Genomic DNA, 11,647 nt, shown 5'->3' with positions numbered 1-11,647 from the left:
ATGTCCTTCATTGATTGAATAAATTGGGCATGGTTTTTACTACATTGTATACAAACATTTGAAGAGTGATGAAAATGCTAATTCTGATAGTAACCCTTTTCTTTTCCCCAAATCAGGAGGAAACAGTCAAGGACATTGGAACTGCACTGAAGGCAGGGAGCTCAAAAGAGTTGATCAAGTTTTGCAATCAAACGGTAGAGATTAAAATCAATGGTGAGAGCTCAAATTATAGTAAGGCGCAAGCTGAAGTGATTTTGAGGGACTTCTTCTCCAAGAATACACCAAAGAACTTTGCTTACATCCATCAAGGGGCTTCACAAGGCCTGAAATATACTATCGGACGATATACACATGAAAATGGCGCGTATCGAGTAGTGATGTTTATTAAGAAGATAGGCGACAAATACCTGATTGATACTTTGAATTTCAGCCAAGAGTAGCTTATTTCGCCCTTAAGCCGCCCACGCACTAATTTTCGCCACAATGGACTTACCGTATTTAACTACAAAAAATATAAATACCTTTATTAAGGCAGCGTTTGCCGAGGATATTGGTGATGGAGATCACTCATCTCTTGGATCTATTCCAGAAAGTGCAACTAGCGAAGCACATCTTCTTATCAAGGACGATGGTATGATTGCCGGGCTTGAACTTGCACAAAAGATTTTTGAATATGTTGACCCTAAACTTGTCATTGATTTCAACAAAAAGGACGGTGACTTAATTGAACATGGTGAGGTTGGATTTTCTGTTAAGGGGAGCTCACGATCAATCCTCTCGGCCGAACGATTGGTTCTCAATTGCCTTCAACGGATGAGTGCTATAGCGACGTATACACATCATATGAATCTGCTGATCAAGGGTTCAAAAGCTAAGTTGCTAGACACCAGAAAAACTACTCCGTTGTTTAGGTTAGCTGAGAAGTGGGCAGTTGTGATTGGAGGAGGTGTAAATCACCGATTTGGCTTGTATGATATGGTCATGCTTAAGGACAATCACATTGATTTTGCCGGTGGAGTTAAAAATGCGATTAATCAGACAGTTGCTTATTTAGAGAAAAACAATCTTCAGCTTAATATTGAAGTCGAGGTTAGGAGCCTGAAAGAGCTAGATGAAGTTTTGGAAGTTGGACAAGTACATAGAGTTATGCTCGACAACATGCTTCCTTCGGACATTAGGCAGGCGATAAAAATGATTGGAGGAAGGTTTGAGACTGAGGCATCTGGTGGGATTACAGAAAAAACCATCGCAGAAATTGCCGAAACAGGTGTTGACTACATATCAGTCGGTGCACTTACGCACTCATACAGGAGTCTGGATATGAGTCTCAAAGCTATTTAAATTCTATATTCGCGGTGTAATCATTGTAAGAAGTAGACAAGAGCGATTGAGCCATGATAGTACGAACTAAAAAATACAAATTACCTACCAAAAAATACATTGGAATAGCTTTTAAAGCAGCACTGAAACAACAGTGGTGGGTATTCTTAATATATGCTGCAATTTGCTGCGGATATTTTATTGCACCAAGTCACTGGTGGATCACAGGAGCTACGATTGCCCTCTCGCTCTACTTATTGTTTTGGTTGATCCAGTTTGCAGGAATCACACAACTAGAACAAGGTAAGTTCATGTTCGAGAAATTATCTTATGAGATTTCTTCGCAGCAAATCTTAATTAAGATGAATGCCAAACAGGGTATGCCAATGAAATGGGATCAAATCAAACGAGCTAAAAAAGGCAAAGATGCATTTATCCTGTTTGCAAGCAAAGCCCAGCTGGTTCACCTCCCATTCCGGATATTCAATAACGAGAATGAAATTAGATTTCTGGAGACTGTGCTAAAAAGAAAAGGCTACATAGCAGAAAAATAGGATTTTGATGGCCCAAAAATCAGGCATCAAAGAGGTAAAGCAAAAGGCTGGTAGATTTTGCGCCTTTCGGGAACGTTCGCCAAACGAACTATTCGAAAAAATTCAAAGCTGGGGAATAGCTGAAGAAGATGCAGCGCAGCTGGTAGCAGAGCTTACCAAAGAAGGATTTGTAGATGAGCAGCGGTTTGCTAATGCCTATTGCAATGATAAGTTCGAATTTAATTCTTGGGGAAAGCAAAAAATCAAGGCCAATATCTATGCTCATAGGCTATCAGGGGATGCCATACAAAATGCCCTCGATCGGATCAACCCGGAGAAATATTATAAAAGGTTGTTGGAGCTGGCCACTACAAAGTGGTCGAAACTTGAAAAAGAGGACGACTTTAAACGAAAGCAAAAAACCCTGGCTTATTTGGTAGGGAAGGGGTTCGAGCAGGACTTGATATGGAGTGCGATCAATTCAATTACCAAGGAAAGTCGCTAGCAATACCTTTTAGAAGAAAAATCAAAGCCTGTAACGGAGAAAATCCGTATGTTTATTTTTGCGTTAATTAATTCATATGCTTCAATCATCAGCTAAGGACCTACTTTCACAGCTTTCCCAAGTTATCGACTCTTGTAAAGAGGAAGATTTCGCTCGTCCATTGACCGAACTCAGTAACTCCACCTTTGGCCAACATATTAGACATACGTTGGAGTTTTTCATTTGTCTATTTGACGCGGAGAATAGTAGAGTGGTGAATTATGATCAGCGAAAGCATGACACGTTGATTGAAACAGATAAGAAATTAGCTCTAAGCGTGATCCAATCGATTCATGATTTTTTAGATAAAAACCAAGACGACTTTACACTCACATTTGAAGCAAATTATGCGATCAGCAATGATGTAAACGATCAAATGAAAAGTAGCTTTTATCGTGAGTTGGCTTATAATATTGAACATGCCATCCATCACATGGCGTTGTTGAAGGTGGCGGTCAATCACTCACTTACCTATATTGAACTTCCCGAAAACTTTGGAGTGGCGAGTTCTACTATCCGGTATCGAGAAAGCACTAAAGCGAATTAATTCAACTTTTGAAAAAGCTACTGGTCAGATTACGCAACTGGGAATACTGGCCTTTCTCAGTACTCTATTTTCCTATCATTTTCTACTATGCGTGGCTGATACTGAAGCATCGCTCCTTCTTTTTTTTCACGGCTTCCAATCCAAGCATTGAGTTTGGAGGAATGGTAGGCGAAAAGAAGTCAGACATATTTAATCTCATTCCAGATCAATACATGCCAAAGACTTTGCTTATCAGCAAAGGAGACTTAGAGCGAACAGCGCTAGAGGCAGAAAAGATGGGTTTTCCTTTGATTGCAAAACCTGATGTGGGGGAACGAGGCAATTGGGTAAGTAAGATTCATTCACAAAAAGCACTCAAGAAATATGTAGAAGCCTGTCCCGTAGATTTCCTCATACAAGAAATGGTAGACTACCCAATTGAACTTGGAGTATTCTATGTGAAATATCCAGGAGAGAAAGGCAAGGTGACTTCCATTGTTAGAAAGGATTTCTTGTCAGTTGTTGGCGATGGGCAAAGCACTGTTAACGAGCTCTTACAGAAAAATACAAGGGCGATAATGACTGCAGATCTTACAAGTGATTACCTTCAATTGATTGGCGCTGAAGTTCCAGAGGAGGGTGAGCGAGTACTGGTTGAGCCAATAGGTAATCACAGCAGGGGCACCAAATTTTTAAATGATAATCACGAAATTGATTCATCACTAGAGGAGGCATTCAACACCTTGAGCGATGAAATACCGGATTTCTATTTTGGGCGGTATGATCTAAAGTGTAGGTCGTATGATGATCTAAAACAGTTGAAGAATTTCAAAATTCTCGAGCTCAATGGAGCTGGGGCAGAACCCGCACATATCTACCAACCGGGATTTCCACTTTGGAAAGCATATAAAGACATCCTTTGGCATTTATCGGTTTTATCAGATATTAGCCGCCTGAATCGTAAAAGAGGGCATTCTTATTGGAGCTTTAAGCGAGGCTATAAAAAATGGAAAGCCCATCATAAGTATAATCGTCTACTTGCCAATTCATGATTTTACAAACACTTATTGTGGCTTTCGTTGTGAGCTATATCGGCTCAATCCCTCCGGGAACAATCAATGTTTCGGTGATGCAAATGGCGATTCTAAACAAAAGAAGAGCTGCTGTTTTCCTTGCTTTTGCGGCATCAGCAGTTGAGTTTTTGTATGCTGGAGTCACAGTTCAGTTTCATATCTACCTGAACACAAATGAAGTAATTGCGGATTACTTCAGAATCATCACGTCAATAGCACTGATCGGACTAGGTCTTTCAAATATTCTCTCAAAGTCTACATCCTCCTCCATTAAGGTTGATACCAAATTCACAGGAAGGCACGGTTTTTTAAGAGGTCTACTTTTGGGCTTTCTCAACCCAATGACGATTCCGTTTTGGCTGGCGATTACAACGTATTTGGAAAATGATGACTGGATTAACGTTGATGGATATGGTTTCTGGATGTATCTGATCGGGCTGGCTGCCGGCACCTTCTGTCTTTTGCTCACAGTCAATGCACTAGGAAAGCGCTTCTCAAAAATTGCAGATAATCATTTTCTAGTTCATAAAGTGCCGGGCTTTTTACTATTGGGATTAGGTGTTTACTTCTTGCTTAAGCTGGTGATTTAAACGTAAAAAAGCCAACTATACAGAGATAGTTGACTTCTAGTAGATAGTGAGTATTATCTAGTTAACTGGAATGCTGAAGAACACTGATTCTTCAGGAATAATTGTACTTACAATGTTTTCACTGTTCATTGTTTGATACTCTTTGATCTCCAGAAGAAGTGTGCTTTTTTCTTCTGCGGTTGCAATTCTTGCTGCCGCTAAGTCTATAACTTCTCCACCCTTTAGTTGTCCGCGTCCCATACCTCCAACAACTAAAGTCAACTCTGTCTTGGTAACTCTTAACTTTAAGTCTTCTCCTTCACTTGGAAGCATTCGAACATACAATTTATCTGTGTCCTTAGGAATACCTTCATCTAGATTTACTAAACCATTAGCGGTGTAGATCTGGATATTAAGTTGTGAGTCACCTGCTTGATAAGTAGAGGAGAATGCCGTAGTAAATAAAGAAATCGCCATAGCAGCCAGAACTATTCCTGCTCTAATAAAGCTTGTTTTTGAGTGAGTTTTTCTTTTTTCCATCATATTAAATCGTTGTTTTAAACTTGTTTGGTTACTTAAATAGTTGACTGACTTGAAGGAAACACCAGTTCGTGCTTCGAAAAGCAAATCCTGATAAATCCGCTTATCAAATCCTTTTCCAGTGATCACATAATCATCAGCTAAGAACTCATGACTTGCTTTGATGTCTCTTTGCAGAAGCCAGATGAATGGATTGAACCAAAAAAGGATTGTGAGAACCTCAAGTAAGATCGCGTCCACTGAGTGGAGCTGATCTTTGTGGTATTGTTCGTGATGAATAATTGGCTCCAAACCGGGCTTTTCTACCTCTTCTTTTTTTATGAATAAGAAATTGAAAAAGGAAAAAGGCGAAATAGAAGCTTTCGTTTCAACAAGATAAAAACCCCATTTTCTACTTATATCAGAGGCTAGTAATAATCGAATTATTCCTCCTAAGCCGATCAAAAATCGTAGAGCAAAAATGCCAACACCAATAAAGTAGATGATTTGCCAAATACTTGTTCCCTCTGGTGGTGTGAACTCAAGAGTAGACTGGAACGAATCCACACTAATTAGCGCATCCTGTACAACAACCGGAAATTCTTTTTCCAATTTTGTCTGAAAAGAAGGCATAAGCAGAAAGCTTGAGCAAAAGAGTGCGATCAAAAGACCCATGAAACGTTTCATCTGCTGGTTGTTTTCCCGGATAATTAGAAGTCGGTAGAGCAAGTAAAACCCAGCAAGAGCTACGCTTGATTGTAATAGATAACTTTCCATTATTCAGTTTTTTTCTTGTCAATTTGGCTTTGAAAGTGCTTAATTAAGTCTTCCATTTCTTGAGTACTCAGCTCTTCGTTTGTCCCGAAAGCCGACACCATACTTTTAAAAGAGTCTGAAAAATATCTCTTCACGAATGACTTCATATACTTCTTGGAGTAGTCCTCCTCTTTAATGAGTGGGTAATATTCAAACGTGTTGGCTATGGCTCTTCTTCCCACAAATCCCTTTTTTTCAAGGATCTTAATGATTGTAGCTACTGTGGTATACGCAGGCTTTGGCTCATCATACTCCTTTACCACATCTCTGATCAAACCATTGTTAATTAACCAGAGAATTTTCATTGCTTTTTCTTCTGCTTTGGTAAGTGTTTCCATTTTTAAAAGGGTCTTGTACGAAGCAATTCTACTAAAGATTTAGTAAATCTACTATTAATTTAGTAGATATCTTAGATTGTTCAGGAAACATCTGTCCTACCGCCTATATATTTTCCGTTGAAGACCTATATTTTTTTGGCTAGTATTAATGTTTTTAGAAGAGACTCCACGGAATTCAACCTTGGAGAAAAAAATTACACAATGAAAAAGCTTATTCTTATTTTGGCCATTGTGCCACAGTTTGGCATTTCGCAAACAAAAAAGGAACTTGATCATAGCGCGTATAATATCTGGAGAAGCGTGGAGGATCGGTTGATCAGTAATGACGGAGAGTATATTTCGTATACCCTGAAACCAAATGGTTATGGTAATGAGTCGCTGCTGCTTCATCAGTTTGACGGCACAGAGGTTCTTAAGCATAATCGTGCTTATAATCCATCCTTTTCAAACAATTCAGAATTCCTGATTTTCAAATTATCACCTGATTTTGATGAGCTCAGAGAGCTAAAAAGAAATAAGACCAAGGAAAAAGATATGCCTGGAGATACCTTGGCAATTTACTCGTTGAGCGATCGTCAATTGACCAAACTGTCCGGCCTGAAATCCTTCAAAGTGCCAAGAGAATGGGATGATTATTTAGTGTATTTGTACGAGCCAGCTCCGGATACAGCCAAAAAGAAAGAAAAGAAACGAAGCAAAAAGAACGGCTTTGATCTGGTGATAAAAAACCTTTCTGATCAGTCTGAATATTCATTTCCATATGTACTGGACTATGTAATCGCAGAGGAAGGAGCGGGACTTGCATTAACCACAACCGGAAACGACAGCACTACAAAAGAAGGCGTTTACATCTTTAACTTTGAATCTAAATCCTTCCAACCGGTATATCGATCTAAAGGCAAATATTCGCAGCTGACCTGGGACAACAAGGGAACCCAACTCACATTCATTGCTGATATAGATACTACCAAGGCACTTCAAAGAGATTACCATTTGAATTATTACAAAACTGAATGGGACAGCAGTAAGGCTATAGCTAACAATAGCGTGCTGGACCAATTAATGGTCAACAGTGATTTCAAACCCTATTTCTCCGAAACCGGAAAGCGTTTGTTTTTTGAGATTAAAGAGTTTCCCGTACTTCAGGACACGGCACTTCTGGATGATGAAATTGTGAATGTGGAGGTATGGAACTCCAACGATCAAAGACTCTTCACGCATCAGGAGAATGAAAAAAACGATGATTTGAAATTTGGCTATCTCAGCTACTACAATACAGAGGAAGACGGTTTTGTTCAGTTGGGAGGAACAGGTTTTTCTAGGATCAATGTAAGTGATGAAGGCGATGGCAATACCGCTTTGGCTATGAGCGATTACAACTACCGAAAGCTGATGACATGGGAAGGATACACATTGAATGACGTTTATAGACTTAATCTGTCCAATGGTAGCAAGACAAAAATTCTAGAAGGAGTTCGAGGATCTATCTTACTTTCACCGCTAGGGAAATATGCTTATTGGTATAATAACATTGATTCCGCATGGTTTGCTTATTCTTTCAAAGACAATACAACCAGGCAATTAACAACAAATAAGCAGGTAGCATTCTTCAACGAAACACATGATACGCCTTCCGACCCATGGCCTTATGGAGTAATGAGTTGGACCGAAAACGATGATCGCGTATTGATTTATGATCGCTACGACATTTGGGAAATAGATCCCGCAATGAACACGCCCGCAAAGCGAATTACTCCAAATGGGAGAAGCAAAGGACTTACCTTTCGATATGTGAAACTTGATAACGATGAAAGGTTCATCAAAAAGGGACAAAAACTCCTACTTTCAGCTTTTTATAAGGACACGAAGAAGGAAGCCTTATTATCTTTTACTTATGGCAAAAATTCTCCTTCAGAATTGCTTTCCGGAGATTACCAATACAGTTCATTTGCAAAGGCGCGAGACAATAAGAACCTAATATTTACCCAAGAAAACTTCCAAACATTTCCAGATATTCTAGCAACGGATGGTTCATTCAAGTCCTTGAAAAAGATAAGCAGCATCAATCCGCAACAAAAGGACTATAAGTGGGGAACGATTGAACTTGTGTACTGGACATCATTGGACGGTCAGAAGATGGAAGGAATGCTCGTGAAGCCTGAAGGGTTTGATCCAAATAAGAAATATCCAATGATTGTCAATTTCTATGAGAAAAGTTCTGATCGATTGAATAGCCATAGAGAACCATACCCAGGTAGATCAACCATTACTTATAGCTTCTATGCTTCTCGAGGGTATCTTATATTCAATCCGAATGTTAATTACAAAACAGGATACCCGGGAGAAGATGCCTACAACTGTGTGATTCCAGGCGTCACCTCATTAATTGAAAAAGGATTTGTAGACGAAGGTAACATTGGTGTTCAAGGACATAGCTGGGGAGGTTATCAAATTGCTCATTTGCTAAACGAAACCAACATATTTAAGTGCGCAGAATCAGGAGCTCCGGTGGTTAACATGATCAGTGCATATGGAGGTATCAGGTGGGGATCAGGATTGAGCCGAATGTTCCAATACGAAAGAACACAAAGTCGTATTGGCGGTTCGCTGTGGGAATATCCACTACGGTACATTGAAAATTCACCTATTTTCTTCGTCGATAAAATGCAAACGCCTGTACTGATCATGCACAATGATGAAGACGGTGCTGTGCCATGGTATCAAGGTATCGAATATTTTGGCGCTCTGAGAAGGTTAGGTAAGCCTGCTTGGATGCTAAACTATCGAGGTGAGCCACACTGGCCGGTAAAAGTTCAAAACAGGATTGATTTCAACATTCGCTTGGCTCAATTTTTTGATTATTATCTAAAAGGTGAGCCTATGCCGAAATGGATGAGGGATGGAGTGCCTGCTACAGAACTTGGCATTAATCAAGGTTACGAGCTGTTGGGAGATGGCAAATGACTTAATTAAGGAAATCAGATTTTAGGATGGCGTATTTGTACTCATCCAAAATCTGATTGTTTTTAATGATAGCGTTTTTGGCAATCCCCTCCCTCTGATAGCCACATTTTTCCAACACCTTCCTAGAAGCTTCATTGTGCGCAAAAGCTCCGGCGTAAAGACGATTAAGTCCAAGCTCGGAAAATGCATAATCTGTGATGAGTGAGAGCGATTTTGTTGCCAACCCTTTGCCCCAAAATGGTTCGCCTATCCAATAGCCGACCTCTGCAGATAATCGATAGATATCTTTTTGCATAATCAACCCAATTACCCCGCACAATTCCCCTTTAAAGAAAATGCCAAATGTGGCCACAGGGACTTGCTGAGAAGACAACTCAATAAAAGCCTCAGCGTCCTTTAGATGATAAGGGTATGGAATGTCTCGAAGGTTGTCCCATATTTTCCGATTATTTATTAGCTGAGCAATTGGACTCGCATCGGCTTTCTTAAGCGGACGCAATGTGACGGATCCATCCCCTAACTCAAGCATAATTCAGTTTTTAATTTCACCTCCTCCAAACATGGTAAAGCCTTTTATGTGAACCGTGGTTGTAGTTGCGCTAGTTACATTTTTTCGAGAATCACTGAAACCACCGAAAATGGCAGTTGCGTCCATGTTTATTTTCCAATCCTCGGGAACCATAAGCTCTACACCTCCAAACATGCAGAAGATTTCTATGACTGCACCATCTTGTGCTTTTGATCCTCGCAAGTCAATTTCTGATCCGCCAAAAACACACGTAATCTTTCCTCCTTGCAAGTCTTCAGAAATGTATTTGCGCTCGGTTCCACCGAAAATGGCGACCTCATCAAAATATTTATCACCACTCTCAGAGATTTTTCGCGGAGCTGATTTTCTTCTCAGGATAAATGAGAGTCCAATAAAAATTAAAATGACCGGCCAGATTTGGCCTATCCGTAAGACGTTATAGTAATGCAGATAGAAGGCTGCACCTAAACTAAAAAACATTAAAGAAGCCCTTCCATTACCAGAGAGAAGGTTTATAACTCCAAAGACAACAAAAATAGCGGGCCAGGAAAAGAGATAATACGGGATGTCGATATCAAACCCCAGATTGTCAAGCAGAAAAATCCCTCCAATGAATACCAAGATGAATCCAATGATTGCGCGTTTGTAATTTGAGGAAGTCATACGTTTAAAATTTAATTTCAAAGGTACTGCCATAGAGATGAAAGCACCTTTGAAATTTAACGCATTTCAGGTTAATTGAACCATCCAAAAAGTAGTGAGATACCAAATGTAGGCCCATCGAAATCACCGGCATCAAAGTAAATGTTATCCACACCTATGGTTTTTTGATATCCTATAGATGCATTGATTTTAAACCAATAGGCAATATTAGCTTCTCCGAAAAATTGAGGATTAAACACAAACACGTCATCTTCCCCAACAGCTTCATTTGTCGTTCTCGATTTTGTCGTCACACTGCCCCAGCCAAGTTTGGTGTCTATTCCCATGTGAAGCAGGTCGTCTGGCTTGATGATATATCCTAACCAAAAACCACCGTGTCCGTAGCTTGAAGTTAAGTCTTCACCTCCAAAATTGAATTCATGGTTGCCAGTCAGTCCAAGGCCATAGCCTCCAATAAAAAATGTATTGTCGAAGAGCACAGCGCCACCACCTCCGGTGAGTGTAGATAAATCTCCATCAATAGGGGTAAATGAAAATAGCACACCTCCAAAACCGGAAATATCTTCCGGATCATTGCCTATCAGAGTTTTCGGTCGTTCATTCTGAGCGACAGCCCCAATTGATAGTAGCGTTGTTAGAATTAGTAAAGTCCTTTTCATGAGTTTTATTCGTTGATTTTATTGAAATTATTAAATCCAATTACCTCAAGGACAGAAAGATGGTTGGAATGTTTCTTTTGTAGGATGAAATGTTGAGAAGAAAAAACCAGTCAATATGGCTACCTATATAAAAGAATCAGCCATACTGACACGTTAATAAAGCATGATTACTTTTGGAATGGGTTTTGCCAATAAATAAGTGAATTAGCTGAGAGCATATGAGAGTAGAGAAAGAATTAAGCAAACGATTAGCTGAAACAACCAATCTTATAAATAGTATTAATGGAGGTTCAGTTTTCCCCACGTTTAAGACAACGACTGAGAAGGACCATTACCGACTTGAAGTAAGTATTCCTTCTATTGAGCCGGATGATATCAAAGTAGAAGTGAATGGAAGCGATCTAATGGTCTACCAAAATGTCCATGTCAACTCCTATACGTTGCCCAACGTCCTGGGAATGATAAAAATCTCCGTAGACGTGGAGCTCGAGAATATTTCCGCAGAGTTTGAAGATGAATTACTAGTTGTCATTATGCCGTTCAGTGAACTATCCGGAGGATTCCAAAAGGAAATAGATATCTATAAACCTTAAG

At 39.7% G+C, this 11,647-nt stretch carries 14 protein-coding genes; 9 read left to right on the top strand and 5 right to left on the bottom strand.

What is annotated here, in order from left to right; genetic code table 11:
• Window positions 1-68: 68 nt before the first annotated feature.
• The 7 genes from ACL8WY_RS09125 to ACL8WY_RS09095 all read left to right on the top strand — a co-directional run bounded on the left by ACL8WY_RS09125 (window position 69) and on the right by ACL8WY_RS09095 (window position 4,586).
• Window positions 69-440 (top strand): DUF4783 domain-containing protein, encoded by a 372-nt coding sequence (locus ACL8WY_RS09125; protein WP_436514397.1) that lies wholly within the window; start codon window positions 69-71, stop codon window positions 438-440.
• 43 nt (window positions 441-483) lie between these two features.
• On the top strand, window positions 484-1,341 hold the full coding sequence (gene nadC, locus ACL8WY_RS09120) for a carboxylating nicotinate-nucleotide diphosphorylase (RefSeq protein WP_436514396.1): 858 nt from the start codon (window positions 484-486) through the stop codon (window positions 1,339-1,341).
• Window positions 1,342-1,394: 53 nt separating this feature from the next.
• Window positions 1,395-1,874 (top strand): YcxB family protein, encoded by a 480-nt coding sequence (locus tag ACL8WY_RS09115; RefSeq protein ID WP_436514395.1) that lies wholly within the window; start codon window positions 1,395-1,397, stop codon window positions 1,872-1,874.
• Between the two features lie 7 nt (window positions 1,875-1,881).
• Complete coding sequence (locus tag ACL8WY_RS09110; RefSeq protein WP_436514394.1) at window positions 1,882-2,358, top strand: regulatory protein RecX; 477 nt, start codon at window positions 1,882-1,884, stop codon at window positions 2,356-2,358.
• A gap of 76 nt (window positions 2,359-2,434) precedes the next feature.
• On the top strand, window positions 2,435-2,944 hold the full coding sequence (locus ACL8WY_RS09105; RefSeq protein WP_436514393.1) for a DinB family protein: 510 nt from the start codon (window positions 2,435-2,437) through the stop codon (window positions 2,942-2,944).
• Window positions 2,945-2,952: 8 nt separating this feature from the next.
• Window positions 2,953-3,975: a hypothetical protein gene (locus ACL8WY_RS09100; RefSeq protein WP_436514392.1), complete on the top strand. Its 1,023-nt coding sequence runs from the start codon at window positions 2,953-2,955 to the stop codon at window positions 3,973-3,975.
• Entirely contained in the window at window positions 3,972-4,586 is a 615-nt protein-coding gene (locus ACL8WY_RS09095) for a LysE family translocator (RefSeq protein ID WP_436514391.1), read from the top strand. The genes ACL8WY_RS09100 and ACL8WY_RS09095 overlap by 4 nt, the downstream gene beginning before the upstream one ends.
• Before the next feature lie 57 nt (window positions 4,587-4,643).
• Here the strand turns inward: ACL8WY_RS09095 and ACL8WY_RS09090 are convergent, their stop codons facing one another.
• Together ACL8WY_RS09090 and ACL8WY_RS09085 are read right to left on the bottom strand one after the other, a co-directional pair.
• Window positions 4,644-5,861 carry a M56 family metallopeptidase gene (locus ACL8WY_RS09090; RefSeq protein WP_436514390.1) on the bottom strand — a complete coding sequence of 406 codons (1,218 nt, stop codon included), beginning with the start codon at window positions 5,859-5,861 and terminating at the stop codon, window positions 4,644-4,646.
• Window positions 5,861-6,238, bottom strand: a complete 378-nt coding sequence (locus ACL8WY_RS09085; RefSeq protein ID WP_436514389.1) for a BlaI/MecI/CopY family transcriptional regulator — start codon at window positions 6,236-6,238, stop codon at window positions 5,861-5,863. The genes ACL8WY_RS09090 and ACL8WY_RS09085 overlap by 1 nt, the downstream gene beginning before the upstream one ends.
• Window positions 6,239-6,439: 201 nt before the next feature.
• On the opposite strand from ACL8WY_RS09085, the gene ACL8WY_RS09080 reads away from it, so the two are divergent.
• Entirely contained in the window at window positions 6,440-9,202 is a 2,763-nt protein-coding gene (locus ACL8WY_RS09080; RefSeq protein WP_436514388.1) for an alpha/beta hydrolase family protein, read from the top strand.
• 1 nt (window position 9,203) lies between these two features.
• Here ACL8WY_RS09080 and ACL8WY_RS09075 read toward each other — a convergent pair whose 3' ends face one another.
• The 3 genes from ACL8WY_RS09075 to ACL8WY_RS09065 form a co-directional block, all read right to left on the bottom strand.
• Window positions 9,204-9,731 carry a GNAT family N-acetyltransferase gene (locus ACL8WY_RS09075; RefSeq protein ID WP_436514387.1) on the bottom strand — a complete coding sequence of 176 codons (528 nt, stop codon included), beginning with the start codon at window positions 9,729-9,731 and terminating at the stop codon, window positions 9,204-9,206.
• A gap of 3 nt (window positions 9,732-9,734) precedes the next feature.
• Window positions 9,735-10,394: a LiaF transmembrane domain-containing protein gene (locus tag ACL8WY_RS09070; protein ID WP_436514386.1), complete on the bottom strand. Its 660-nt coding sequence runs from the start codon at window positions 10,392-10,394 to the stop codon at window positions 9,735-9,737.
• A gap of 71 nt (window positions 10,395-10,465) precedes the next feature.
• Window positions 10,466-11,053 (bottom strand): hypothetical protein, encoded by a 588-nt coding sequence (locus ACL8WY_RS09065; RefSeq protein WP_436514385.1) that lies wholly within the window; start codon window positions 11,051-11,053, stop codon window positions 10,466-10,468.
• Window positions 11,054-11,271: 218 nt separating this feature from the next.
• On the opposite strand from ACL8WY_RS09065, the gene ACL8WY_RS09060 reads away from it, so the two are divergent.
• On the top strand, window positions 11,272-11,646 hold the full coding sequence (locus ACL8WY_RS09060; protein ID WP_436514384.1) for an Hsp20/alpha crystallin family protein: 375 nt from the start codon (window positions 11,272-11,274) through the stop codon (window positions 11,644-11,646).
• The last annotated feature ends 1 nt before the right edge of the window (window position 11,647 follow it).

The sequence above is a fragment of the Ekhidna algicida genome, assembly GCF_051379705.1.
Classification (GTDB): domain Bacteria; phylum Bacteroidota; class Bacteroidia; order Cytophagales; family Cyclobacteriaceae; genus Ekhidna.
Note: the sequence above shows the minus strand (reverse complement) of the source record. Positions and strands in the feature narration are given on the sequence as shown.